This is a genomic window from Pseudomonas sp. Mn2068 (assembly GCF_049319725.1).
Classification (GTDB): Bacteria; Pseudomonadota; Gammaproteobacteria; order Pseudomonadales; family Pseudomonadaceae; genus Aquipseudomonas; species Aquipseudomonas gingeri.
The window spans coordinates 166,978-192,719 of record NZ_JBMOUG010000002.1 but is presented as its reverse complement, the minus strand read 5'-3'; the positions used below and the strand labels follow the sequence as shown (position 1 = coordinate 192,719).

The 25,742-nt window shown below is 63.5% G+C and carries 24 protein-coding genes; 13 read left to right on the top strand and 11 right to left on the bottom strand.

Going from position 1 to position 25,742, the window contains the following annotated elements; genetic code table 11:
- Nucleotides 1-59 precede the first annotated feature (59 nt).
- The 8 genes from ACL9RJ_RS05525 (at nucleotide 60) to ACL9RJ_RS05490 (ending at nucleotide 10,434) form a co-directional block, all read left to right on the top strand.
- Nucleotides 60-941, top strand: coding sequence for a HalD/BesD family halogenase (locus ACL9RJ_RS05525; RefSeq protein WP_017124629.1), 882 nt, complete (start codon nucleotides 60-62; stop codon nucleotides 939-941).
- A 175-nt stretch (nucleotides 942-1,116) separates the two neighbouring features.
- On the top strand, nucleotides 1,117-2,343 hold the full coding sequence (locus ACL9RJ_RS05520; RefSeq protein ID WP_017124630.1) for a M24 family metallopeptidase: 1,227 nt from the start codon (nucleotides 1,117-1,119) through the stop codon (nucleotides 2,341-2,343).
- 456 nt (nucleotides 2,344-2,799) lie between these two features.
- Nucleotides 2,800-4,434: an ABC transporter substrate-binding protein gene (locus tag ACL9RJ_RS05515; protein WP_177129180.1), complete on the top strand. Its 1,635-nt coding sequence runs from the start codon at nucleotides 2,800-2,802 to the stop codon at nucleotides 4,432-4,434.
- A 74-nt stretch (nucleotides 4,435-4,508) separates the two neighbouring features.
- On the top strand, nucleotides 4,509-5,462 hold the full coding sequence (locus tag ACL9RJ_RS05510; RefSeq protein WP_017124632.1) for an ABC transporter permease: 954 nt from the start codon (nucleotides 4,509-4,511) through the stop codon (nucleotides 5,460-5,462).
- A complete protein-coding gene (locus tag ACL9RJ_RS05505) occupies nucleotides 5,459-6,295 on the top strand; it encodes an ABC transporter permease (protein ID WP_017124633.1) in 837 nt (278 codons plus the stop codon). Before ACL9RJ_RS05510 ends, ACL9RJ_RS05505 begins: the two co-directional genes overlap by 4 nt.
- 2 nt (nucleotides 6,296-6,297) lie before the next feature.
- The gene (locus tag ACL9RJ_RS05500; protein WP_017124634.1) at nucleotides 6,298-7,938 is read left to right on the top strand and encodes a dipeptide ABC transporter ATP-binding protein; all 1,641 of its coding nucleotides are present in this window, start codon (nucleotides 6,298-6,300) and stop codon (nucleotides 7,936-7,938) included.
- Between the two features lie 103 nt (nucleotides 7,939-8,041).
- On the top strand, nucleotides 8,042-9,223 hold the full coding sequence (locus ACL9RJ_RS05495) for a hypothetical protein (RefSeq protein WP_017124635.1): 1,182 nt from the start codon (nucleotides 8,042-8,044) through the stop codon (nucleotides 9,221-9,223).
- A gap of 335 nt (nucleotides 9,224-9,558) precedes the next feature.
- Nucleotides 9,559-10,434: a LysR substrate-binding domain-containing protein gene (locus tag ACL9RJ_RS05490; protein ID WP_177108185.1), complete on the top strand. Its 876-nt coding sequence runs from the start codon at nucleotides 9,559-9,561 to the stop codon at nucleotides 10,432-10,434.
- A gap of 158 nt (nucleotides 10,435-10,592) precedes the next feature.
- Here the strand turns inward: ACL9RJ_RS05490 and ACL9RJ_RS05485 are convergent, their stop codons facing one another.
- From ACL9RJ_RS05485 to fae, 3 genes are read right to left on the bottom strand one after another with little or no spacing between them, the layout of a single operon-like run.
- Nucleotides 10,593-12,026 (bottom strand): NAD-dependent succinate-semialdehyde dehydrogenase, encoded by a 1,434-nt coding sequence (locus ACL9RJ_RS05485; protein WP_212809839.1) that lies wholly within the window; start codon nucleotides 12,024-12,026, stop codon nucleotides 10,593-10,595.
- Entirely contained in the window at nucleotides 12,023-13,057 is a 1,035-nt protein-coding gene (locus ACL9RJ_RS05480; protein ID WP_422764992.1) for an aldo/keto reductase, read from the bottom strand. Before ACL9RJ_RS05480 ends, ACL9RJ_RS05485 begins: the two co-directional genes overlap by 4 nt.
- Before the next feature lie 10 nt (nucleotides 13,058-13,067).
- The gene (gene fae, locus ACL9RJ_RS05475) at nucleotides 13,068-13,580 is read right to left on the bottom strand and encodes a formaldehyde-activating enzyme (RefSeq protein WP_422765119.1); all 513 of its coding nucleotides are present in this window, start codon (nucleotides 13,578-13,580) and stop codon (nucleotides 13,068-13,070) included.
- A gap of 114 nt (nucleotides 13,581-13,694) precedes the next feature.
- On the opposite strand from fae, the gene ACL9RJ_RS05470 reads away from it, so the two are divergent.
- Nucleotides 13,695-13,862: a hypothetical protein gene (locus ACL9RJ_RS05470; protein WP_177087539.1), complete on the top strand. Its 168-nt coding sequence runs from the start codon at nucleotides 13,695-13,697 to the stop codon at nucleotides 13,860-13,862.
- Between the two features lie 71 nt (nucleotides 13,863-13,933).
- Here the strand turns inward: ACL9RJ_RS05470 and ACL9RJ_RS05465 are convergent, their stop codons facing one another.
- Entirely contained in the window at nucleotides 13,934-14,512 is a 579-nt protein-coding gene (locus tag ACL9RJ_RS05465; protein WP_177087537.1) for a TIGR00730 family Rossman fold protein, read from the bottom strand.
- A 118-nt stretch (nucleotides 14,513-14,630) separates the two neighbouring features.
- Here ACL9RJ_RS05465 and ACL9RJ_RS05460 point away from each other — a divergent pair, with 118 nt between their 5' ends.
- Nucleotides 14,631-15,272 (top strand): TetR/AcrR family transcriptional regulator, encoded by a 642-nt coding sequence (locus ACL9RJ_RS05460; RefSeq protein ID WP_212809840.1) that lies wholly within the window; start codon nucleotides 14,631-14,633, stop codon nucleotides 15,270-15,272.
- Between the two features lie 85 nt (nucleotides 15,273-15,357).
- A complete protein-coding gene (locus tag ACL9RJ_RS05455; RefSeq protein ID WP_422764991.1) occupies nucleotides 15,358-17,334 on the top strand; it encodes a PAS domain S-box protein in 1,977 nt (658 codons plus the stop codon).
- Between the two features lie 14 nt (nucleotides 17,335-17,348).
- Here ACL9RJ_RS05455 and ACL9RJ_RS05450 read toward each other — a convergent pair whose 3' ends face one another.
- The 3 genes from ACL9RJ_RS05450 to ACL9RJ_RS05440 all read right to left on the bottom strand — a co-directional run bounded on the left by ACL9RJ_RS05450 (nucleotide 17,349) and on the right by ACL9RJ_RS05440 (nucleotide 20,886).
- Complete coding sequence (locus ACL9RJ_RS05450) at nucleotides 17,349-18,959, bottom strand: gamma-glutamyltransferase family protein (protein WP_422764990.1); 1,611 nt, start codon at nucleotides 18,957-18,959, stop codon at nucleotides 17,349-17,351.
- Nucleotides 18,960-18,991: 32 nt separating this feature from the next.
- A complete protein-coding gene (locus ACL9RJ_RS05445) occupies nucleotides 18,992-20,083 on the bottom strand; it encodes a polyamine ABC transporter substrate-binding protein (RefSeq protein ID WP_177109666.1) in 1,092 nt (363 codons plus the stop codon).
- 134 nt (nucleotides 20,084-20,217) lie between these two features.
- A complete protein-coding gene (locus ACL9RJ_RS05440) occupies nucleotides 20,218-20,886 on the bottom strand; it encodes a GntR family transcriptional regulator (RefSeq protein WP_177087527.1) in 669 nt (222 codons plus the stop codon).
- Between the two features lie 885 nt (nucleotides 20,887-21,771).
- On the opposite strand from ACL9RJ_RS05440, the gene ACL9RJ_RS05435 reads away from it, so the two are divergent.
- Complete coding sequence (locus ACL9RJ_RS05435) at nucleotides 21,772-22,122, top strand: hypothetical protein (protein WP_017124644.1); 351 nt, start codon at nucleotides 21,772-21,774, stop codon at nucleotides 22,120-22,122.
- A gap of 85 nt (nucleotides 22,123-22,207) precedes the next feature.
- On the opposite strand, the gene ACL9RJ_RS05430 is transcribed toward ACL9RJ_RS05435, so the two are convergent.
- Both ACL9RJ_RS05430 and ACL9RJ_RS05425 read right to left on the bottom strand, forming a co-directional pair.
- Nucleotides 22,208-22,777 carry an antibiotic biosynthesis monooxygenase gene (locus ACL9RJ_RS05430; protein ID WP_422764989.1) on the bottom strand — a complete coding sequence of 190 codons (570 nt, stop codon included), beginning with the start codon at nucleotides 22,775-22,777 and terminating at the stop codon, nucleotides 22,208-22,210.
- 66 nt (nucleotides 22,778-22,843) lie between these two features.
- Nucleotides 22,844-23,488 (bottom strand): hydrolase, encoded by a 645-nt coding sequence (locus ACL9RJ_RS05425; RefSeq protein WP_177087523.1) that lies wholly within the window; start codon nucleotides 23,486-23,488, stop codon nucleotides 22,844-22,846.
- A 161-nt stretch (nucleotides 23,489-23,649) separates the two neighbouring features.
- On the opposite strand from ACL9RJ_RS05425, the gene ACL9RJ_RS05420 reads away from it, so the two are divergent.
- Entirely contained in the window at nucleotides 23,650-24,561 is a 912-nt protein-coding gene (locus ACL9RJ_RS05420) for a LysR substrate-binding domain-containing protein (protein ID WP_422764988.1), read from the top strand.
- A gap of 27 nt (nucleotides 24,562-24,588) precedes the next feature.
- On the opposite strand, the gene ACL9RJ_RS05415 is transcribed toward ACL9RJ_RS05420, so the two are convergent.
- Entirely contained in the window at nucleotides 24,589-25,491 is a 903-nt protein-coding gene (locus ACL9RJ_RS05415) for a LysR family transcriptional regulator (RefSeq protein WP_177087519.1), read from the bottom strand.
- A 115-nt stretch (nucleotides 25,492-25,606) separates the two neighbouring features.
- Nucleotides 25,607-25,735, bottom strand: coding sequence for a hypothetical protein (locus ACL9RJ_RS05410; protein ID WP_256261858.1), 129 nt, complete (start codon nucleotides 25,733-25,735; stop codon nucleotides 25,607-25,609).
- Nucleotides 25,736-25,742: the final 7 nt, after the last annotated feature.

The following is a 25,742-nucleotide window of genomic DNA, read 5'->3' as shown; positions in this document are numbered from 1 at the left end:
CTTGCGATGGCGAGCGATTCTTTACTTGATCAGTCTTCACTTAATAAACGGAGCGCGACATGAGCCTTCAACTTGCCGATGCCGAAGTCGGTGATATCAGCGATATCGTCAACACCGAGCTGTATCCCATACATGATTCGGGCCATGTTCAATTACAGGCCCTGATCGAACATGCCCGGGCCGAGTTGGCCATCGACGGTTGCTGCCTGCTGAAGAACTTCCTGCGTCCCGAAGTGCTGGAACAGGCCCGCAGCGAGGGCCAGGCGCTGTCGGACAAGACTTTTTATTCAGTGCGCAAGGTCAATGCCTACTTCACCGAGGACGACCCGTCGCTGCCTGAAGATGATCCGCGCCGCACCTTCATGGAGCGCACCAGCGGTTTCGTGACCCGCGACATGATCGCCCCTGACGCGATCATCCACCGGCTCTACGTATCGCCGATGATGAAACGGTTCATCGGTGCCTGTCTCGACGAACCGGAGATTTTCGAATACGCCGACCCGTTCGCCGGCCTGGTGATCAACGTCATGCCGAACGGCACCGAACAGCCCTGGCACTTCGACACCAACGAATTCATCGTCAGCATGATGACCCAGAAACCCGAGGCCGGCGGCCTGTTCGAGTACGCGCCGATGATCCGCTCGCGTTCGGCGGAAAACCTCGGGGCCGTGGGCAAGGTGGTACGTGGCGAGGACCGCAGCCGGGTGCAGGAACTCGAACTCAATCCCGGCGACCTGCAGATCTTCAAGGGACGCTTTTCGGTCCACCGCGTGACCCGCGTCGAAGGCGCCATCGAGCGCAACACGGCGATCTTCGCCTACTCGGAAAAGCCCGGGATCATAGGCCGCGCCCAGCGCACCAAGCAACTCTATGGACGCCTGTCCGAAGCCCACCTGCAAGCCGAACGCAACCTGGTGCGCAGCGACCAGTTGCTCGACTGAATACACGCAACCCTTGTAGGCGCTGGCTTGCCAGCGATGAGGCCAGTGGGTCTTGCATCGCCTGATCGGACGCCATCGCCAGCAAGCCGGCTCCTACAGATCCTGCACGCCCAACCCATACGACTGCCCATAAGAACGTCACCCATCACCGACCGGTATCAGCGAGGAACACCCCATGAGTCTTTCCGGCCCCAACCGCAACCCCGCCGACTGCGAACCCACCGCGGCGGAGATCCAGCAAATCCAGCTGGACCGCCTGCAGCGAGTGCGCAACGAACTGAAGAAACGCGACTACGCCGCCTGCGTGCTGTTCGACCCGACCCACATGCGCTACGCCACCGGCTCGCGCAACATGCAGGTGTACTCGGCGCGCAACCCGGCGCGCTATGCCTTCATCCCGGCGGAAGGTCCGGTGGTGGTGTTCGAGTTCGGCGGCTGCCTGCACCTGGCGCAGCAACTCAATACCGTCGACGAAGTACGCCCGGCCAAGGCCATCTCCTATTACTTCTGCGACAGCTTCCTGGGCAATGTCACCGCGGACTGGGCCGCTGAAATCGACGACCTGGTGAAAAAATGCGGCGGCGGCAAGCGCATCGCCATCGAAAGTGCCACCTCCGCGGCGGCCTTCGAGCTGCAACGCCTCGGCTACCAGGTGTTCGATGCCCAGGAGCCGCTGGAACGAGCCCGCTGCATCAAGGTGCCGAACGAGCTGAAGATGATCCGTGCCAGCCTGCGGGCGACCGAGGCCGGGGTGCGGTTGATGGAAAGCAAGCTGCGTCCCGGCATCAGCGAGAATGAACTCTGGTCGCACCTGCACCAGCATGTGATCGCCACCGACGGCGACTATGTGGAAACCCGCCTGCTGTCCTCCGGCCCGCGCACCAATCCCTGGTTCCAGGAGTGCAGTACCCGGCCCATCGAAGCCGGTGACCTGGTGGCCCTGGACACCGATGTGGTAGGCCGCTTCGGCTACTACGCCGACTTCTCGCGAACCTTTCTCTGCGGCGACCAGGCGGCGACACCCAGGCAACGGGAACTGTACAAGCTGGCCTACGAACAGGTGCAGACCAATATGGAAATGCTCAAGGCCGGACGCAGTTTCAAGGAGTACGCCGAACGGGCCTGGAAGATCCCCGAAAACTACAAGGCCAACCGTTATTTCGCCCTGGTGCACGGGGTTGGCATGACCGGTGAATACCCTTACGTGGTGCATCGCGAGGACATCGATTCGCTGGGCTACGACGGCGTGTTCGAGGCCGGCATGACCATCTGCGTGGAAAGCTACATCGGTCACGATGCCGGTGGCGAAGGGGTCAAGCTCGAGGAGCAGATCTACATCCACGAGAACGGTATCGAGCTGCTCTCGGACTATCCGTTCGATCCGCGCCTGATGTCGGCTTGAACCCTTGGTGATACCGCCATACCCCTGTAGGAGCCGGCTTGCCGGCGATGCGGACACCGCGGAGTATCAATTGCACCGCGTTATCGTTCATCGCCAGCAAGCCGGCTCCTACAGAGTGACCGGGTTGGCCCTGGGCCCACCTGGATAATCGATCGGGAGCGTGTCTGGACCGGGGAGCAATCAGTAATATGCGTTTTAGGAATCATCCTGCGCTGAATTTATCGTTTGTTCATCCCGGGCCAGATGACAAAACTGCGGGCATCTCAAATAAAAACAACATGAGAGCCGCGCCATGTCCTACCTCACGTCCTGCCTCCTGATTCCTTTGCGCTTTGTTCTGCTGCCGTCGTTTTGTCTGTCCGGTCACGGATCCGATCCTGACCGCCAGCGCTGACCGCCCCGCCATTCCCGCAGTCAGCCCTACACGCACCAACGCCCAAGTATTCGGAGAGGCTCATGAAAGATTTGCAGACCCTGGACGGCTCCGCGCCGCATCCAGCCGTGGAAGACCTGTGCACCCAAGCCAAGGGCGGCCAGATCAGCCGCCGGCAATTTCTCCACACCGCGACCCTGCTGGGTATCACCGCCGCCAGCGCCGGCAGTTTCCTCGGCCCGGTACTCTTCGGCGAGTCGGCCCAGGCCGCCGAAACCCCGGCACCACGCCAGGGTGGCAGCCTGCGCTTCGCCTGTGCCATCCAGGAAATCCAGGACCCGATGCTGATCACCTGGATCGAAGCCTCGAACCTGATGCGCAACAGCCTGGAATACCTGACCTGGGTCGATGCCGAAAACATCACCCATCCGTACCTGGCCGAAAGCTGGAAACCTTCGGACGATCTCAGGGAATGGACCTTCAACCTGCGCCAGGACGTGAAGTGGAGCAACGGCGACGACTTCAACAGCGACGACGTCGAGCACAACTTCAAGCGCTGGACCGCCGCCGACTCCAAGTCGGTCAACCGCACCGCCTTCCAGGACATCAGTGCCTTCGAAAAACTCGGTCCCCACCAGTTCAAGCTGGTGCTCAAGCGGCCGATCCTGGCGATCCCGGAAATGCTCAACGCCTTCACCTGTTCCATCGTCCACCGCAGCTTCAAGGCGGGTGACGACTGGTCGAAGAACCCGCTGGGCACCGGTCCGTTCAAGCTCGCCTCGTTCGCCGTGAACAAGCAGGCGACCTTTGCCAGGCGCACCGACTACTGGGGCAAGCCGGCCTACCTCGACGAGCTGCGCTATGTCGACATGGGCACCGATGTCTCGACCCAGCTCGCCGCCCTCCAGGCCGGCCAGGTCGACGTCCTGTACCGCGTCACCGTCGCCGAGCTGGACCTGGCCAAGCGCCTGCCGAATGCCCGACTGCTGACCTGCAAGTCGGCGCAGACCGTGGTGATGCGCATGGCCGTGGACCAGAAGCCGTTCGACGACCTGCGCATCCGCAAGGCCGTGGCCCTCTGCGCCGACAACGCGCAGATGCTCAAGATCGCTTATCGCGGCATGGGCACCCTGGGCGAGGACCATCACGTCGCCCCGTCCCACCCGGAATACTTCCCGCTGCCCAAGCGCGCCCGTGACGTGGCCAAGGCCAAGGCGTTGCTGGCCGAGGCCGGGCACCCCAACGGCATCGACATCGACCTGATCGTCGGCAACACCCAGGGCCGCTACGAGCAGGACACCGCGCAGATCCTCCAGCAGAACTGCCTGGAAGCCGGCATCCGCATCAACCTCAAGGTGATTCCCGCCACCCAGTACTGGCCGATCTGGGACAAGGCCGCCTTCAGCCTCACCTACTGGGCGCACCGCCCACTGGGCGTGATGTCCCTCGAACTGGCCTACCGCAGCGGCGCGGCGTGGAACGAAAGCCATTACGCCGACCCGGCCTTCGACGCGGCGCTGGACCAGGCCATGGGCATCGTCGATCCGAAACAGCGGGCGGTGGCGATGCAGAGCGTGGAGCAGATCCTCCAGGACGCCTGCGTCATCGTCCAGCCGTTCTGGGCCGACAAGTTCACCGCGACCTCGCAGAAGGTCCAGGGCTTCCTGGTGCATCCGTCGGACTTCTATCCGATGAACGAGACCTGGCTCAGCGCCTGATCCGACCTTTGAACAATGAGCTCGCCCACCGCGGTGCGGCGAGCCGCTCACTTCATTAGCCGGAGCATGCAAACATGGCTGATTTCCTGTGGCGCAAGCTACTGGCCCTGGCAGCAACCCTGCTGTCGGTGTCACTGATTGTCTTTTTCGCGCTGGAGCTGAATATCGAGGACGTCGCCATCAACGTCCTCGGCCCCTACTCCGCCGCCGACCAACGAGCCGCCTGGCTCACCGAACATGGTTATGACCAGCCGTTCCTGTGGCGCTACCTGGTCTGGCTGAAGGACTTCGTCACCGGTCACTGGGGCACCTCGGTGCACTTTCGCGCGCCCGTGGTCGACCTGTTGCTGCCCAACCTCGGCCAGACCCTGATGCTTGCCGGACTGGCGCTGCTGATCATGGTCCCGGTGGCGTTGACGCTCGGCGTGCTGGCGGGGATTCGCCAGGGTTCGGCGATGGACCGGCTGGTGTCGTTCCTGTCGATCGTCACCACCTCGATCCCGGACTTCGCCAGCGCGGTGTTCGTCTCGGCGATCTTTGTGTTCTGGCTCAACTGGCTGCCGGGCGTGAGTAGCATGGAAGATGGCTTCAGCGCCCTGCAACTGGCGATGCCGCTGATGGTGCTGTGCCTGTTCGGGGTCGGCTACCTGGCGCGGATCACCCGCGCCTCGATGGTCGAGGTAATGCAGGCGCCATATATCCGCACCGCCCGGCTCAAGGGCGCGTCGACCCGGCGCATCGTCCTGCGCCATGCCCTGCGCAATGTTCTGATCGCGCCCATCACGGTGATCATGCTGTACATCCCGTGGCTGCTGTCGAACGTCATCGTGGTCGAGGTGTTCTTCGCCTACAAGGGCTTCGGCTCGCTGCTCTACACCGCGTCGCTGAACCACGACGTCTACCTGATCGAAGCCTGCGCGATGATCAGCGCGCTGGTGGTCGGCGCGACCAAGATCTTCTCGGACCTGGCCTACACCTGGCTCAACCCGCGCATCACCTTGCGCAGCCTTGGCGGGAGTGCCCAATGAACCTGTTGAATGCTTTCAAGAGCCCGCTCGCGGCCCTCGGCCTGTTCCTGGTCGGCGGCTGGGTGCTGCTGGCGATCTTCGCGCCCTGGCTGGCGCCCCATGATCCGCTGGAGAGCTTTACCCCGCTGCTGACGCCGTTCAGCGACGACACCGGCGGCCAGACCTTCCTGCTCGGCACCGATGTGCTGGGCCGGGATATCCTCTCGCGGCTGATCTGGGGCACCCGCACGGTGCTGCTGTGGTCGACCCTGGCGACGCTCACCGCGTTCGCCGTCGGGATCGCCATGGGCCTGTGCGCCGGCTACTTCAACGGCTGGGTCGACGCGGTGCTGTCCTATGTCGCCGACACCGTGCTGTCGTTCCCGGTGCTGGTGCTGTACATCGTGATCATCATCGCCCTCGGCGCCTCGGCGCTGAACATCCTCATCGCGGTGACCTTCACCAGCGCCCCGGCGATCTTCCGGATCATGCGCGCCCTGACCATCGACCTGCGCTCGCGGGACTACGTGCTCAGCGCCATCACCCAGGGCGAAGGCGCGCTGCGGATCATGACCGTGGAGATCCTGCCCAACTGCGGCGGCCCGCTGATCGTCGATTTCTGCCTGCGCATCGGCTACACCGCGATCATGATCGGCGCCCTCGGTTTCCTCGGTCTCGGCCTGCCGCCGCCGACCCCGGATTGGGGCGGCATGATCAACGAAGGCCGCAGCATGGCCATCGCATTCCCCCACCTGGTGATCTTCCCGTGCATTGCCATCTCCACCCTGATGCTGGGCCTGAGCCTGCTGGCGGACGGCCTGGACGAACACGCCCAGAAAGGCACAAGGAGTTGAGCATGAGCAATCCCCCCGTACTGCGTATCGAAGGCCTGTCCATCGAGTTGCCCCCCGGCGCCGACCGCAGCCATGCGGTGCAGCAGATCGACCTGGAAGTGCGCAAGGGTGAAATCCTCTGCGTGATCGGCGAGTCCGGCTCGGGCAAGTCGGTGCTCTCCGGTGCGATCATGGGCGACTACGCCAAGGGTCTGCGCCACAGCGAGGGCCGTATCGATTTCCTCGGCGACGATATCTGCCGCATGGACGAAGCACGCCTGCGCACCCTGCGCGGCAACCGTATCGCGATGATTTTCCAGGAGCCCATGGCGGCGCTCAATCCGGCAATCCGCATCGGCGACCAGGTGCAGGAGATCTTCGAGATCCATGCCCCGCACATGCCGTTGCCAGAACGCCGCGAGCGCATGCTCGCGCTGCTCGAATCGACCCACCTGCCGGAACCGCCGCGCATCGCCGACAGCTATCCCCATCAGCTCTCCGGCGGCCAGTGCCAGCGGGTGGTGATCGCCATGGCGCTGGCGATGAACCCCGACCTGTTGATCGCCGACGAGCCGACCACAGCCCTCGACGTGACCACCCAGGCCCAGGTGCTGAAGCTGATCCGCGAGCTGCGCGGACGTGGCCAGCATGGCATCCTGTTCATCACCCACGACTTCGGCGTGGTGGCGGAAATCGCCGACCGCATTGCCGTGATGGAAGGTGGCCGGCTGGTGGAGATCGGTGAGCGCGAGCAGGTTCTGCAGGCGCCCCGCCACCCTTACACACGCAAGCTGATCGCCGCGGTCCCGGCGCTCGATCCGGAATTGCACGTGCCCTGCGCCGACGGTGAAATGGCCTTGCGCATCGAACACCTGAACAAGACCTACAACGTCGACGGACGTCGCGTCCAGGCCCTCAAGGATGTCTCGCTGCAACTGCCCCGGGGCAAGACCCTGGCCATCGTCGGCGAGTCCGGCTCGGGCAAGAGCACCCTGGTCAAGGCCGCCATCCGCCTGGTGGACAGCGACAGCGGGCATGTCTGGCTCGGTGACAGCGACTTCCTCGCGCTCAAGGGCGCGGCGCTGACACGAGGCCGGCGACAGATCCAGATGATCTTCCAGGATCCCTACGGCTCGCTCAACCCGCGCCACCGGGTCGGCGACATCATTGCCCGCGCGGCCCAGTTGCGCGGCCTCTCGGCCAGGGATGCCTGGACCGAGGCCGGCGACCTGCTGGAGCAGGTCGGGCTCAAGCGCGATGCCCTCAAACGCAAGCCCCGGCAGTTCTCCGGCGGCCAGCGCCAGCGCATCGGCATTGCCCGTGCCCTGGCCATGCGCCCGCAGGTACTGATCGCCGATGAAAGCGTCTCGGCCCTCGACGTCTCGGTGCAGAAACAGGTGCTGGAGTTACTCGCCGAACTGCAGCAGCGACTGAACCTGAGCATCCTGTTCATCACCCATGACCTGCGCGTGGCGGCGCAGATCAGCGACCACATCGCGGTGATGCGCCAGGGCGAGGTCGTCGAGTACGGCACTGCCGAGCAAGTGTTGTTGCAGCCTCGGCATGCCTACACCCAGACCCTGCTCGCGGCCGCCCCCGGAGCGTCGGTGCGACCGCCGCCGCTGGCCGGGCCGGCGCCCGGGCTGAGCGTCGTCAACCACTAGGAAAAAGGCTTTCCACCCCTTTCATCCAGACCGCGGTCCTCGCCGCGGCCGGGATGGCTGTTGCCAACGATAAACCAAAAAAACCTAGATCCACGGAGCAAACATGCACATCACTTCGAAACGGGCCTTGCGCTCGCTCACCCTGATACCGCTGTTGGGCACCCTCGCCGCCCCGGCGTTCGCGGTGCAGGTCACCGACAACCTGGACCTCGGCGGCGCGATCCGCGCCCGCTGGGACTACGACCCGGATCGCGATATCCAGACCTTCAACTTCGACACGGCGTTCCTCACCGCCAAGTACAATTCCGATACCTGGATCGCCGCGGCGAAGTACCGTTTCTACGGCAAGTACTACCCCTACAAGTACACCGATCGGATCGGTGCGGTGCAGTTCGCCGAAACGGCCTGGGTCGGCTACAAGTTCAACCCGGACCAGCAGGTCCAGGTCGGCCTGAACCAGGTGCCGTTCGGCCTGCAACCCTACTTCGGCAGCACCTTCTACGAGACCCTGGGCAACGTGGTCGGCCTGGAAGACGTCGAGCAGGTGGGCGCCAAGTACATCCAGCAATACGGTGACTGGAACATCCAGGCCGGCTACTACCTGCGCCCGGCGCTGCAGGGGCGCGGTACCAGCAACGGCGAAACCTACTCCACCGTGGTCTCCAAGGCTGACGGCTATGTGGCCGATGGCAGCGACAACCAGGAGCACAATACCGTCGTGCTGCGGGTGGCCAAGTCACTGCAACTGGGTGACTGGAAATCCGAAGTGGGCCTCTCCGGCCTGACCTCGACCCTGGAAAACCGCGACACCAACGAAGATGGCCGGCGCAATGCCGTGGCCGTGCACTACATCGGCAAGAACGGGCCGTGGGGCGTGCAACTGCAGGCCGCCCGCCAGCAGATGTCGCCACGCAATCCCGGCACCAACGAGGTGGTGACCTTCGGCGGCTACGACGGCACGTTCAACGTCGCCAGTCGCGGCAACCTCTACGTCGCCGACCTGAGCTACGACGTCGATGGCAAGTACCTGTTCGACCAGATCAGCGGCATCAAGCTGTACGCCAACTACAGCGCCTTCGACAAATCCAACGAGGACTTCAAGACGTCACAGCGGCTGATCCTCGGTACTTCGTTCTCGGTGAGCAAACTGTGGATCGCCACCGAATGGCTGATCGGCAAGAACGACCCGTACATCGGCGGCAGCAGCTACACCCAGAGCCTGGGTGCCGGCGGCAGCAACCAGCTGGAAAACCAGCTGTACATGAACATCGGCTACTACTTCTGACGCCGTCACCTGTGGGAGGGGGCTTGCCCCCGAAGCTTCTCGCGGCTTCCAGGGCCTCCTGGCGGGCAAGCCTGCCTATAGGGGATGGCTACTGAGCTGCACGTGTTCCCGTTCGTTGCGCGTCTTTGCGTGGGTTCGGCCTGGTCCGCCGGCCCACGTTTTTTTCTCCCTCCCCCGGCGATTATTTCGCCCGCGCGCTCATGCGGCGCTTGCATCGGCTCGCCGCTGATAGTCAGATATCCCCTACAGAAAAACCGCTTCACGAAAACAACAATAAGCCGACTCCAGACCTGTTCCAGACAGGCGCACGAGGGTCGGTCCGGAGTATGACTTTCATGCGTCAACTGCCCTCGCTGAACATGCTGCGCGTGTTCGAGGAAGTCGCCCGTCATCGCAGCTTCAGCCAGGCCGCCGCTTCGCTGAACGTGACCCAGGGCGCCGTCAGCCGCCAGATCAAGCAACTGGAGGATTACCTCGGCGTGGCGCTGTTCGTGCGCGGGCCCCGGGGCCTGTCGCTGACCGAAGCGGGCAGCGCCCTGTCGCCACACCTGGGGGATGCCTTCGACCATATCGAACGTGCGTTGGAAGCAGTGCGGGTGCCGAACCTGCGCCAGCGCCTGCGCATCCTCGCTCCGCCGACCTGGGCCACGCGCTGGCTCTCCGCGCATTTGCGGGCGTTCTGCCAGCGCTATCCGGATATCAGCCTGAGCGTGACCAACCAGGCTGACCGCGACAGCCAGGCCGAGGTCGACTGCCATATCCGTTTCGGCCTGGAGGCCGCGCCCCATTGCAGCAGTCAGTTGCTGGTGATGGAACGGCACATCGCGGTGGCCAGCCCGGAGCTGTTCGAGGACGGCCAGGCGCCGGACCTGCGACGCTTGGCGTTGCTGCATATCCTGCACGACGGCAAGCGGCTCAAGGTCTGGGAGAACTGGCTGGCGGCCATGGGCCGTGACGATGTCGATGCGCGGCAGGGGCTGGAATTCAGCACCCTGGACCAGGTGATCAATACCGCGCTGGCCGGCGGCGGGCTGGCGGTGATCGACCGGCAGATGATCGAGAAGGAACTGGCCAATGGCAGCCTGCTGCCGATCACCCCTGTGGAGGTGATCGGACCTTATGGCTACTGGCTGGATGTGGCGAATGACAAGCAGGGCTTATCCAAGGTGCGGCTGTTCACCGAGTGGCTGAGCCTGGTGAGCAATCCCTGACTCAAGGCTTTGCCCCGGTGGAATGCAAAACGGTAGGAGCCGGCTTGCTGGCGATGAGGCCGTGAACCCTGCATCGCCTGGTCGAGCGCTATCGCCGGCAAGCCGGCTCCCACAAGTGGTGCTGTGCTTTCCGTATCGGGGCTCGCCTGCCCTGAAGGTCAGAGACCGCCCATCAGCAGGTATTTGATCTCCAGGTAGTCGTCCAGGCCGTAGCGCGAGCCTTCACGTCCCAGGCCCGATTCCTTGATGCCGCCAAACGGCGCGACTTCGGTGGAGATGATCCCTTCGTTGATCCCCACCATCCCGGCTTCCAGTCCTTCGGACATGCGCCAGACCCGGCCGATATCGCGGCTGTAGAAATAGGCCGAGAGTCCGAACGGCGTGTCGTTGGCGCGGCGCAGCACTTCATCCTCGTCCTTGAAGCGGAAGCACGCGGCCACCGGGCCGAAGGTTTCTTCCCGGGCGATCAGCATGCCGTCGCTGGCCTCGGTGAGGATGGTCGGCTCGAAGAAGGTTCCGCCCAGGGCGTGGCGACGACCGCCGCACAACAGCCTGGCGCCCTTCTCCAGCGCATCGCCGACATGCTGCTCGACCTTGTCCAGCGCAGCGTTGTTGATCAGCGGGCCCTGCTCGGTCTCGCCGTCCAGGGCACTGCCGACGCGCATGGCCTTGACCGCTTCGGCCAGCTTGACGGTGAAGGCGTCATACACGCCGTCCTGGATAAAGAAGCGGTTGACGCAGACACAGGTCTGCCCGGTGTTGCGGAATTTCGAGGCCATCGCGCCCTTTACCGCGGCGTCCAGGTCGGCGTCGTCGAAGACGATGAAGGGGGCGTTGCCGCCCAGCTCCAGCGAAACCTTTTTCAAGGTGTCGGCGGCCTGGCGCATCAGCAGCTTGCCGGTGCGGGTCGAACCGGTGAACGACAGCTTGCGCACCACCGATGACGCCTGCAGCGCACCGCCGATGGCGACCGCATCGCCGGAAACGATGTTGAACACGCCCGCCGGAATCCCCGCCTGCTCGGCCAGTACCGCCAGGGCGAAGGCCGACAGCGGCGTCTCTTCCGAAGGCTTGAGGATCATCGTGCAACCGGCGGCCAGGGCCGGGCCGACCTTGCGGGTGACCATCGCCAGGGGGAAGTTCCACGGCGTGATGGCCGCCACCACGCCAATGGCTTCCTTGGTGACGATGATCCGCGCGTCGGCCTTGTGGCTGGGAATCACATCGCCGTAGGCGCGTTTGGCTTCCTCGCCGAACCACTCGAGGAAACTCGCGGCATAGACCACTTCGCCCATGGCTTCGGCCAGCGGCTTGCCCTGTTCGCGGCTGAGCAGAGTGGCGAGCTCGCGCTGGTTGCCCAGCATCAACTCGCTCCAGCGCTTGAGGCGCACGCTGCGCTCCTTGGCGGTCAGCTTGCGCCAGGCCGGCAAGGCGCGCTCGGCGGCGGCGATGGCGAGGTCGGTTTCCTCGGCCCCGGCACGCTGCACCTGGGCGATCAGTTCGCCATTGGCCGGGTTGAGCACCGGGTAGCCCGGGCCGCCGCTGGACCATTGGCCATCGATGTAGTTGCCGGTACGGATCAGCTCGCTCATGCCACGGCCTCGGTCAGGGTGAAGGCTTCCTGGGCCGGACGGGCCGAGCGCAGGATACGTTTGCCGGCGGTGTAGTCGTTGATCACATCGCACGGGGTGTAGTTGCGTTCCAGCTCATACAGCTCGTCGGCATCCAGCCGGGTGTCCAGGGCCGCCAGGGCACTGTCGAACTGTTCGGTGGTGTCGGCGCCCACCAGCATGCAATCCACGCCGGGGTGACTGGCGACCCAGGCCTGGGCGATCTGCGCGTTGGAAACCCCGCGACGGCGGGCCACGCGCTGCACCGAATGAGCGATCTCGAACGAGGCTTCGTCGCTGTACATCTGCTGGGTGAAGAAGTCGGTCTGGTTGCGGGTCGACTGTGCATCACCGGTCAACAGGCCGCGGGCCAGCGGGCTGAACACCGACACGCCGAGGCCCTGGTCGCGGCAGAACGGAATCATCTCGCGCTCTTCTTCACGGTAGGCGCAGTTCAGTTGCAGTTGCATGTTGATCGGCTTGACCCAGCCATTGCGTTCGCAGGCCATGAGGATCTTCGCCAGTTGCCCGGTGAGCATGGTCGAGACGCCGATATAGCGCGCCTTGCCGGAACACACGATATCGTTCATGGCGCTCATGGTTTCCTCGACCGGGGTGTTGACGTCGAAGTAATGCAGCATGAAGACGTCGACATAGTCCATGTCCAGGCGCTTGAGCGAGGCGTCGATGCTGTCCATGATGTGCTTGCGCGAATGGCCGCTGGCGTTGATGCCACTGCGGGTGCCGTAGCCGACCTTGGTGGTCACCACGATGTCTTCGCGACGGGTCAGGCGCTTGAGGATGCGCCCGACCACTTCCTCGCCGACACCGGCCGAGTAGAAGTCGGCCAGGTCGATGAAGTTCACCCCGTTGTCCAGCGCATGCTTGACGATCGGCTCGCTTTTCTTCTCGTCGAAGATCCACGGTTTCCAGTCCGGCGTCCCCATGTTCATGGTGCCGAGGCAGAGCTTGGAGACTTGCAGGCCGGAGTTGCCCAGACGAATGTATTGCATGGCGCGGACCTCAGGCTTTCGGGGTGTAGAAAGGGTTGGCGACGTGGTTGACCACATCGGCGAGCTGGGAACGTACCGGCAGGCCGTTCAGCGCGGCGCGGATCGCGGTGCGGCAGGCGTTGTAGTTGTTCAGGTAGACCGCGTCGAGGTCATCGCAGGACGGGTTGACCCAGTTGGCGGTGACGATCGCCCATTCGTCCTCGGCTTCGGCCGGCAGGGTGCCGTCGAGCAGCGCCTCGAGCACGGCCTTGGCGATCCCGGCCTGGGATGCGCCCCAGGTGGCGTTGCCGTGGAAGTCGCTGCCGATGGCGGCCTTGTTGACATAGAGGGTCATCGGCTTGACCGGGATATTCGGCTGGGCGATCACCATGAACGGGCAGTGGCCCTGGCTCGGCGATGCCAGGCTGTTGGCGAACGCCTGGCCGGCCGGACCGTTGCGCGGGCCGATCAGGATATTGATATGGGCGGCGTTCACGCCGGGGCCTTCGAAACCCTCACCGATGTACAGGTCTTGTTCTTTGATGGTCATGTGCAAACGCTCTTTGTTGTTTTGAGTGAGCTGGTGTTTGCGCTTTTTTATCACCGGGATTCGAGGGGGCTGTAACCATTAAAAGTCATGGAGGCATGAGGTTTTGTCATGGCCCTGGCCTTCATCTGGCTGATCGCCATGTTCAGCAGCAGCTTCCTCGCCGGCCTGGGCGGGCTGATCGGCGGCACGCTGGTGTGGTGCATCATTTCCGGCTTCTGGTTCGTCCAGTCGGCGACCTATGAAGAGCTGCGCAAGCTGAACGCGAAAAGCAACTGACACCCAGTCAGGCGTAGTACCCGCGGCCTCTTCGGAGGCCGCGTTCGTTTCACTGTCGTGATCACACAAACTCAGGTGTTCTGCTCATCAATCCACTTGGTGACCTTGGGCGGCTGGTAGGCATGGATCGCCGCCAGCAGTGCCGGCACATCCGGGGCGGTGATCAGCATGTCGCGGTGCACCGGCTTGACGAACTGCTCCTCGACGATGTGATCGAGAAAGCCCGCCAGCCCGCTGTAGAAACCTTCGATATCCAGCAGAGCACAAGGCTTGTCGTGATACCCCAGCTGTGCCCAGGTCCAGACTTCGAACAGTTCTTCCAGGGTGCCGAGGCCGCCCGGCAACGCGATGAAGCCGTCGGACAGCTCGGCCATCAGTGCCTTGCGCTCGTGCATCGAACCGACGATATGTAGCTGGCTCAAGCCTTCGTGGGCGATTTCCTTGTCGGCCAGGGCATGGGGAATCACGCCGATGACCTCGCCGCCCCGGGCCAGCGCCGCATCCGCCGCCGCCCCCATCAGGCCGACCGCGGCGCCACCGTAGACTAGGCCGATGCCGGCAGCCGCCAGCGCGTCGCCCAACTGTCGCGCGGCCTCGATATAGCCGGGCCGACGCCCCGCGCTGGAACCGGAAAAGATGCACAACCGCATGCTCGTTACCTCTGGAAAACTGAAACCGTGAAAGGAATACCCGCGCCCGCGCCACATACGCTACGATGCGTAGCGAATCCTAGCACTCTCCCGGGAAGCTTTGAAGATGAAATCCGGATTGACTGACACCCCCCTAGCCAGTGAACCCGCCCCACCCGTCGCCGGCCGTCCGCGCAGCAGCGACGCCACCGAAGCCGTGCGCAAGGCGGCGTTGGCGCTGGCCCACGAGGGCGGTATCGCCCAGGCCACCATCGAGCGGATCGCGCAGCGCAGCGGCGTGGCCAAGACCACCATCTATCGACGCTGGCCGAGCGCCGGCGCGGTTCTGATGGACGCCTTCCTGGCGGAGATCTCGCCCTTTATCGCCTATGTCGAGGAGCCGACGATCAGCGCCACTTTTCGCCGTGCCGTGGTGGAACTGATCCAGGCACTTGAAGGTTCGCGCGGTCGACTGCTGCGCCACCTCCTGGCGGCCGCGCAACTGGATGAGCAGTTGCGGCGGGCGTTCTGGGAAAACTGGATCGAGCCCCGCCGCGTCCAGGGCCAGGCCCTGTTGATCCGTGCCCGGGAACGCGGCGAGCTGGAGCCGGGGATCAACCTGGAGGTGCTGATGGATATGCTGTTCGGCGCGGTGTACTACCGTCTGATGATTCCGTACGCAGCCCTGGACGCCGCGTTTGCCGACCAACTGATCGAACAGATCTTTGCCAATACCGCCCGTCGTTGTTCACCGACAAGCGTCGAAATCGACCTACCCTGAACACCTGGTCCACCCAAACGGTCATACTCCTCGGCAAGCTGTGTCCTGATACCATCCGCTCAGCTATTTCCTGCATGGGGTCATTATGGAAGTTTCCGGAAGCCGGACGTTCGAGGAACTGGTCGAACGAGAAGCGCATTATCGAACCATGTTCGAAGCTGTCGACACGGGCTTCTGCACCATCGAAATGAAATTCGACGCCGCCGGCAAGGCGGTGGACTACCGCTTTATCGACATGAATCCGGCGTTCGAGCGCGAGACCGGGCTGATCGGCGTCCAGGGCCGCTGGATTCGAGACCTGGTCCCCGGCCATGAACAGCACTGGTTCGATATCTACGGCGAGGTCGCCCTGACCGGTGTGCCGCAGCGCTTCGAGAACCAGGCCCAGGGGCTGGGACGCTGGTACGCCGTGCACGCGGTCCGCGTCGGTAACCTTGGCGAACACAAGGTCGCGGTGTTCTTCAACGACATTACCGAACGACGCCAGGCGGAAATCGCGCTCAAGCAATTGAACACCTCGCTGGAACAGGAGGTCGCCTCGCGTACCGATGATCGCAACCAGCTCTGGACCCTGTCCTCCGACATCATGCTGCGCTGCAGCTTCGAGGGCCGGATCATCGCCATCAACCCCGCCTGGACCGACACCCTGGGCTGGATCGAAACCGAGCTGCTCGGCAGCTCGCTGTACGACCTGATCCATCCGGATGACCTGGAGCGCACCCTCGAAGGTGTCCGCCAGTCCGCCTCGGGGCACAACCTGCTGCGTTTCGAAAACCGCTTCCGCTGCAAGGACGGCGGATATCGCTGGATCAACTGGTCCTCCAGCCCGTCCGACCAGGTCATCAATGCCGTGGGCCGCGACTGCACCCTCGACAAGGAACAGGCCCTCGCCCTGGCCAAGGCCGAGGCGCAACTGCGCCAGAGCCAGAAGATGGAGGCCGTGGGGCAACTGACCGGCGGCCTGGCCCATGACTTCAACAACCTGCTGACCGGTATCAGCGGCAGCCTGGAAATGCTCCAGACCCGGATCGACCAGGGCCGGGTGAACAACCTCGAACGCTACATCAATGCCGCACTGATCGCCGCGCGCCGGGCCACGGCCCTGACCCATCGGCTGCTGGCCTTTTCCCGACGGCAGACCCTCGACTCCCGGGCCACCAACATCAACCATCTGGTGAATGAGATGGAGGATCTGGTACGACGCACCGTCGGTCCGTCGATACAGCTGGAAACGACGTTGTCCGATCGCCTGTGGACCACCCTGGTGGACCAGAACCAGCTGGAAAACTCCCTGCTCAACCTGTGCATCAACGCCCGCGACGCCATGCCCGACGGCGGCCGCCTGGTGATCGAAACTGCGAACATCACACTCACGTCGGCATCGGCCCTGGCCCTGGAACTGCCGCCCGGCGGCTACGTCTACCTGAGTGTCGCGGACAGCGGCAGCGGAATGTCGGCGGATGTCCTGGGCAAGGCCTTCGACCCGTTCTTCACCACCAAGCCCCTGGGTTCTGGAACCGGCCTGGGACTGTCGATGGTCTACGGTTTTGCCCTGCAGTCCGGCGGCCAGGTACGGATCAACTCGCAACCCGGCAGCGGGACCCAGGTACGCCTCTACCTGCCGCGTCACTTTGCCGAGGCCGATGCGTCCCAGGCGCCCGATTCACCGCCGCCGGCCTTGCAGGCCATTGCAGGTGAAACGGTGCTGGTGGTCGACGATGAACCGCAGGTACGCATGCTCGAAGTCGAATTGCTGGAGGAGCGAGGCTACAAGGTGCTGGAAGCCAGTGACGGGGTGGAGGGATTGAAGATCCTCCAGTCGCCGATCCGCATCGACCTGCTGGTCAGCGATGTCGGCCTGCCGGGCGGCATGAATGGCCGCCAGCTGGCGGAACTGGCCCGGCGCACGCGCCCCGGGCTCAAGGTGCTGTTCGTCACCGGCTATGCCGAAAGCACGGTGATCGGCGACGGTGACCTGGCGCCCGGCATGCAGGTGATGGCCAAGCCGTTTGCTCTCGACGACCTGGCCGGGCGTGTACGGCAACTGATCAGCAACCCCTGATCGGTTGCCACGCCTCACCACACCGCGATATGCGAGTCCGCCCGGGGCTCGGTGCCGCCACACAGCACACCGCTGACCGGATCGCGCAGGATGATCTGGCCACGACCGTAGTCGGTCAGGTCGCAGGCGATTTCCACCTGATGCCCGCGTCGCGCCAGGCTCCTGGCGAGGTCCTGGGAAGCGCCCTGCTCGATCCCCACCTTCATGTCCCCCAACCATTGCCAGCGCGGCGCGTCGAGGGCGGACTGCGGATTGAGGCCGAAATCCACCAGGTTCATCACCATCTGCACATGCCCCTGGGGCTGCATATAGCCACCCATTACGCCAAACGGTCCCAGCGGTTCGCGCCCCTGGCTGAGAAAGCCCGGGATGATGGTGTGGAAGGTTTTCTTGCCCGGCGCCAGGCAATTCGCATGCGTGGGGTCGAGGCTGAATTCCTGCCCGCGATTCTGCAAGGTGATGCCGCTGTCGGGCAGGACCACGCCGGAACCGAAGCCGTGGTAGTTGCTCTGGATAAACGACACCATGTTGCCTTCGGCGTCGGCGGTCGCCAGGTATACCGTGCCGCTGGCATGGGGGTCGCCCGGCCTGGGCGGCTGCGCCTGTTCACCGATCTGCCCGCGACGCCGGCGACTGTAGTCGTCGCTGAGCAGGTCGGCCACGGCCACCCGCATATGCAGGGGGTCGGTGACGTAGTGCAGGCCGTCGCTGTAAGCCAGCTTCATCGCCTCCAGCTGGCGATGCCAGGTCTGCTGGCTGTCGCGATGGTCGAAGTCGAAACCTTCGAGGATCTTCAACGCCATCAGGGCGACCAGGCCCTGTCCGCTCGGCGGGATTTCCCAGACGTCGTAACCGCGGTAATTGATATGGATCGGCTCGACCCACTGGGCACGATAGCTCTCCAGGTCAGTGGCCCGCAGATAGCCACCGGTGGCACGGGAGTGGGCATCCAGGCGCTGTGCCAGTGCCCCGCGATAGAGGCTTTCGCAGGCCGTGGCGGCCAGTTCTTCGAGCGTCGCGGCCTGGGCCGGATTGCGGAAGATTTCTCCGGCGCAGGGCGCCCGCCCGTCGATCAGGAAGGTCTCGAACCAGGGCTCCAGGACGGCGTCCCGATGCGGGGCGAACTCATCCAGCGCGATCTGCCACTGATGGGCAACCACCGGCGACAGCGGGAAGCCCTCCCGTGCCAGATCGATCGCCGGTTGCAGCAGTTCGGCGAACGGCAGCTTGCCGAAGCGCCGCGACAGTTCGGCCCAGGCCGAAGGACAACCCGGCACGGTCACCGGAGTCCAGCCATACAGCGGCATCTGCCCATGACCGGCGCCCCGCACCGCCTCGATGCTCAGGGCTGCCGGAGCCTGGCCGTTGCCGTTCAGGCCATGCAACCGGCCCTGGCTCCAGACCAGCGCAAAGGCATCGCCGCCGAGGCCGCAACCGGTCGGCTCGACCACCGTCAACGCCGCCGCCGTGGCGATGGCGGCATCGATGGCGTTGCCGCCCCGCTGCATGATCGCGATGCCGGCCTGGGCGGCCAGCGGTTGCGAGGCGGCGACCATGCCGCGACGGGCGAACACGCTCTGGCGGCGGGAAGGATAAGGGTACTCGTGGGCAGAAAATTTCAGCATGTCAAACGCTCTCGGAACGGGCCTTCACAGGTTTATTGACCGGACTTGATGCGACTCCATTCACGGGTGATCACCCGCTGGATCTTCTCCGGCAGATCGGCCGATACAAAGGCATGGTTGATGACGTCATCGCCAGGATAGATGCCCGGGTCGCCGCTGACCTTCGGGTCCATCAGCGCCGTGGCGTCCTTGTTCGGGTTGGCATAACCGACATAGTTGCTGACCGGGGCGATCACTTCCGGACGCAGCAGGTAGTCGATCAACTGGTTGGCCCCGGCGGCGTTTCCGGCGTCCTTGGGAATGGCGAGCATGTCGAACCACAGGTTCACGCCCTCTTTCGGAATCAGGTAGCGGATATCGACGTTCTTCCCGGCTTCATGGGCCCGACTGCGCGCCTGCGCCACATCCCCCGAGTAACCGATGGCCACGCAGATATCGCCGTTGGCCAGGTCGGCGGTGTATTTCGACGAATTGAAATAGGTGACCGACGGCCGCAGGCTCATCAGCAGGGCCGAGGCTTTCTTGTAGTCCTCGGGTTTCAGGCTGTTGGGATCCAGCCCGAGGTAGAGCAAGGCCTGCGGAATGATCTTCACCGGCGCATCGAGGAAGGCCACGCCACAGCTTTTCAGCTTCTCCAGGTTCTTCGGATCGAAGACCATCGACCAGGAATCCAGCACCACGTCCTTGCCCAGCACCGCGCGCACTTTTTCCTCGTTGTAGCCGATGCCGACCGTGCCCCACATGTACGGCACCGCATAGCGATTGCCCGGATCGGCGGCCTCCAGGCGCTTCATCAGTCGTGGGTCGAGGTGGTTCCAGTTACCGAGCAGGGAACGCTGCAACGGCTGATAGGCGCCGGCACGGATCTGCTTGGAGAGGAACTGGCTGGACGGCACCACCAGGTCATAGCCCGAATGCCCGGACAGCAGCTTGGCCTCGAGCATTTCGTTGGTGTCGAAGATGTCGTACTGGACCTTGATGCCGCTGTCCTGCTCGAAATTCTTCAGGGTGTCCGGGCCGATATAGTCGGACCAGTTGTACATCTTCACCACCTTGTCGGCGGCCTGGGCCAGCGGCAGGACAGCAACGGCACACAGCGCCGCGAGCAGTTTCACAGAGCGCATGACGAAGCTCCTGCAACACGGAAGGAAAGGCAGATGCGGACAACGGGCTGATTCATGACGAGACTCCGGTTCGGTTAAGTAACTGGGCAGTGCTGAACGTCACAACAACGGCAAGGCGGGCTGGCTGCCCGCTTCTATTTCCCCGACGCCAGGAACTGGGTCAGTTCGGGAATGGTTCCTTCGATATGCTCGCGCAGGACCCGCTCGGCATGATCGGCATCCCGCGAGCGGATGGCGTCGAGGATCTGCGCATGGTCTTCGCGGGCGCTCAGCGGCTGGTCGAGTTGCTGCAACCACAGGCGCATGTGCGGCTCGATCACCGAATAGAGCGCGGATATCTGGCGCATCAACCGCGGGCGCTCACTGAGGCTGCACAGGTACTCGTGGAAAGCCCGGTGGCGACCGACCCAGACGGCGCTGTCCTCGCGGTCGGCGTCCATGTCGTCGAGCAGGCGTTCGAGGTGCGTCAGGTGTCGCTCGGTGATCTTCGGCACCGCGACACGGATCGCCAGCCCTTCGAGGACGCTGCGCATTTCGAAGACTTCGTGCATTTCCTCGATATTCAGGCCGCTGACCACCGCCCCGCGATTGGGCCGCAGATTCACCAGGCCCTCGGCCGCCAGGCGACGAAAGGCTTCGCGCACCGGCATGCGGCTCATGCCGATTTCACCAGCGATGTCGTCGGCGATCAGCCGGTCGCCCATGCGGTAGCGCCCGCTGCAGATGGCACCGAGAAGAAAGTTGTAGGCCTCCTCCTCCGCGGTCATCGGTTGACGCTCGCTGTAAGCCGGTATGAATCCCATGGAAAGCACCTTCTGAATTTTTGTATCCAATTATCCATGGATACTAAAAAGCATTTTTGATGCCAGCTATCGGCAAAAGGGGCGAGAGGGTGGAGCCAGAGCGGTTTTCACTGGAAACACAGGCGGCTGGCACCGGCGGGACACCAGGCGCCAGCGAGTCATCGGGAAACACCGTGGGGCAAAAATGCCCACACCGCGCACGCCTTCGACCACCTGGGCAAAGAGCGGCGTCCGGGATTGATAACGTCGGTGTTTTCAGGGAAGGGTTTTATTCGACATCGATAGGCGGCACCGGCCCCGGCAGAGTCCGCAAGAGACTGTTCGACAACTCGGTGAACAAATTCCGGGCAAAAAAAAAGCCCAAGCGGCTGATGGACGCTTGGGGCTTAAAAATGCATAAACCGTGGTAGGTGAACGCGACGCCATATTAACTGATCAGCGAAACTTGTAACAAGATATTTGGCGAATGAATTCACATAAAATTCATCCTAACCCCTTCAATAACCACAGGTTTTTTCTGGATATCCGGCAACTCAAAGACAATGCCGGCACTGTTTTGGTTCATTCAACCGCCTCGACACTTCAATTGCACCAAAGCAGTTCACCCCTGATGAGGGGAATAAATAAAAAAGGCCGTGGGAAACGGCCAAGGAGCATTCAGAGATAAAGCCACACAATAATTCTGGAAATAGAGCATCCGATGAGCGGCCTATGTACAGATAACAACCCGGCCATGGGGTTTATTCGGTGACGTTGCCGCTTTTCCGAAACAGGAAAGTTCCATGGGCGAGAAAAAATATAAACCGGCGCAGCCCCTCGACAGCGTTTGCGTCGCCGCCCGCGCCCGGCGACAATTGGCGCTCCATTTATTTCGAGGTTCGCAACATGCGTAAAGCACTTACCGTCCTGGCGCTCAGCGCCCTGTTTGCCCAAGGCGCAATGGCTGCCGGCGGTACCCAGGCGGCGGTCGGCGGTGGTTTGGGTGGCGTCCTGGGCAACGTGGTCGGTCAGCAGATGGGCGGCAGCACCGGCGCGGCCATTGGTGCAGGCCTGGGCGGCGCGGCCGGCGGTGCCGTGGCGGCCAAGAAAGGCAAGAAGACCAAGGCGGCCCTCGGTGGCGGCCTGGGCGCGGCAGGCGGTTCGCTGCTGGGCAACAAGCTCGGCGGCAGCACCGGCGCGGCGATTGGCGCGGGCCTGGGTGGCGCGGCCGGCGGCGCACTGGGTGGCCGCAAGTAACACTCCGCTTCCCCACGAAAAACCCGACACAGGCTGTCGGGTTTTTTTATGCGTTTTCTACCGCCCGGCCCTTGGATCAGCTCACTTACCGCGGTTGCAGCCAACGGCTGAACAGACGCGTCACCCGCGGCATGAAGACATAGACCACCAGCAGGACGATGCTCAGGGTGATCAGTACATTGGCCTGCACGTAACCGCCCAGCCAGGGCAACAGCCCGAACACCGGCTTCCATACCTGTGGCACCAGGAACGTCAGCGGCAGGATCACCAGGAAGGTCACGCAGGCCTGCTTCCAGCGCGGTGGCGGTGCCGGCATGTCCGCTTGCGCCGGCGTGAACCAGAACTCACGGTCTTCGTTGATTTCCGTCTGGTCGCCGTCGGCCAGCAGCGAGCGGGCCTGGTCGACCAGTTCGCGACGGTCATCGGAATCCAGCCAGACCTGCAACTGCTCGGTGCTGGCAAACCGCAGCACACTGGTGAACTGCGCCAGTCCGCCGCTGTGCCCGCGCATCACGTCGATGCCCAGGTGCCCGGGATAACTGCGTGCCTTGGCGATGATCTGGCGCAGCCAGGCTTCGTACGCCTGGTCCCCGCCCTGCCTGATGCGGTGCCGCACCAGCAATGTGACCACGCCGTCGGACAATTCGATATTCATGAGTGATTCCACCTGCCTGTACAAAGCCCGAGGGGCGGATGTGCCCGGCACACCCGCCCCGCTCCCTTACTTGACCTGACGCTGCGGGGCCTTGTGCACCATGGTGTAGGCGTAATCCACGCCCATGCCATAGGCGCCGCTGTGTTCGCGTACCAGGTCCATGACCGCGTCGTAGGTTTCCTTGTGCGCCCAATCGCGCTGGAACTCGAGCAATACCTGCTGCCAGGTCACCGGCACCGCGCCGGCCTGGATCATCCGTTGCACGGACATATCGTGGGCTTCCTTGGTGGTGCCGCCCGAGGCGTCGGTGACGATATACACCTCGTAGCCTTCGGCCAGTGCCTCGAGGGCCGGGAAGTTCAGGCAGACCTCGGTCCACAGCGCGGCCATGATCAGCTTCTTGCGCCCGGTGGCCTTGACCGCCTCGACGAATTTCCTGTCTTCCCAGGAGTTCATCGAAGTGCGTTCGATGGGCTGCTGGTCGGGGAACAGCGACAGCAGTTCAGGCCAGATGTAACCGCTGAAACTTTCGGTTTCGACCGAAGTCAGGAGCGTCGGCACGTTGAAGATCTTCGCCGACTTGGCCAGGCCCACGGTGTTGTTCTTCAGGGTCTGGCGGTCGATCGACTGCACACCGAAGGACATCTGCGGCTGGTGGTCGATGAGGATCAGGGCGGAGTTGGTCGGGTTGAGCAGTTCACGAATGGACATGACGAGTTCCTTTTGGCTGAGAGGGTCCGGGTAATCTGTCAGCTCGGCGCGTGCTCCGCTTGGAGGTATGTGCTGCCGGCTTGGAACGAACTTTAGGGCCTGGATAAAATCGGGACAATTCCCTAAAATCGAGAATCATTGATTCTATTAAAGGGACAATCATGGATCGCATCGAATGCATGCGGGCGTTTGTCGCCACGGTCGGGGCAAATGGCTTCGCGGCGGCGGCACGGGCAATGGACGTACCACGCTCGAAAGTCAGCAAGCAGATCCAGGCCCTGGAAGAAGCCATTGGCGTGCAACTGCTGCTGCGCACCACCCGCAGCCTGCACCTGACCGAAGCCGGTGCCGAGTACTTCGAAGCGGCCCGCGAACTGCTGGCCTCGCTGGATGAAGCCGAGCAGCGTGCCCGTGACGGCATCGGCGAGTTGCGCGGGGTGTTGCGGGTCAACGCGCCGATGTCTTTCGGGCTGCGCCGGCTGGGGCCCCTGATTCCGGTGTTTCACCAGTTGCATCCGAACGTGGAACTGCAATTGGTGCTCAGCGACCAGCAGGTGGACCCGGTCAAGGGTGGCTTCGACGTGACCATCCGTATCGCCAGCCTGCCGGACTCGTCCATGGTCGCCAAGCTGCTGGCCCCGGCCCCGCGCATCATGGTCGCCTCCCCCGGCTACCTGGAACGGGCCGGCACTCCCGCCACGCCCCGTGAGCTGAGCGCCCACCAGTGCCTGAACTATGGCTACCTGCAAAGTGGCGTCAGCCTGCAACTGAGCAATGGCAAGGACACCCAGCGGGTCACGGTCACCGGCCCGCTGCACGCGAACAACGGCGACCTGCTGGCCCAGGCCGCCGAAGCCGGCATGGGCATCGCCCTGTTGCCTGACTTCATCGTCGAAGACGCCCTGGCCGCGGGGCGCCTGGTGCCGGTGCTGTGCGAGTGGCAGGCACCGCCGATCAGCATCAATGCCGTATACGCCTCGGCGCGCCGGGTGCCGCAGAAGACCCGGGCGTTCATCGATTTCCTGGTACAGGCGCTGGCAGTGAAAGAACGCGCTGCCGGATCCGTCGCCTGAAAACGCGACGGGAAGGGTCCAGCCGGCTCACGCCTGCAACAGCAGGTGGCCGAAGTCACAGCACTGGTGCGCCAGGCGTGCCACTTCGACGCTCAGGCCCTGCAGGCGGTCCGCCCGATGCACGGCGGCATAGCGGATCTGCGGCAACTCCGGATAAGTCTCGATCACCCGCAGGCGCCCTCGGGCAATCATCGGCGCGAGACACTGCCGGGGCAGGTAGCTGATGCCCACGCCGGAGATGGTCAGGCCGATCTGGGCCACCAGGTAGTTGCTGATCAGCGTGCGGTTGAGGCGCACATCGTGCTGGGCCAGCCAGCGCTCGTAGACCAGGCCGGTCCCCGAACTGCCGCCCTGGGTCAGCACGGTGTACCCGGACAACGCCTGGAGGTCCATCGGCGCGGATTCGCGATACAGGTCCGGCGCGCACATCCAGGCGTTTTCCACGCTCTTGAGCGGCGTGGCGATGAAACGCGCGTCGTCGAAGACATCGGGCACGATGATCAGGTCGAGCTGGTCGTTCTCCAGTTTCTTGAACAACTCCGAACTCAGCTCGACCGAAGGTTCCAGCAGGACCTTGGGGTAGGCTTCGCGAATCTGCTCCACCAGGGCTGGCAACCAGGTCAGGGCCGTCAGTTCGGTCACACCGAGGCGAAAACGCCGGACCAGCACCTCCCGCGAACTGATGCGCTCCAGCAGGTAATCGCGCTGGCGGAGCATTTCGGCCGCGTGTTCGAAGAGTTCGGTGCCCTTCTCCGTCAAGCGCGCGCTGCGCCTGGAGCGGTCGAAAATCGGCACGTCAAAGGCGTCCTCCAGTTCCTGGACACGCTTGGAAATCGCCGACTGGGACATGTTCAGCTTCAGCGAGGCCGATTCGAAACTGCCCAGTTCGACGATCCAGTAGATGGCTTCCAGTTGCTTGAAGGTAATCATGGCGGGGCCTCGGGTGAAAAAAGGTGTTCCATTGCTTGCCTGGCCCATCGATTCAGGTGGCGTGGGACTAATCTAGAGGGCAAACAACCTGAATATTAGCGATTTATTTTCCATCTTACTGATCACTCTTATCGATGATTAGCGCCGCCTGCGCCAGGCAGGCCGCCACCGCCCTGGCCAGGCGGTAATCTTCAGCTGTATATTCATACAGATAAAGATTGCCCGATGCGTCAACTCTGCGCATTCTGTAG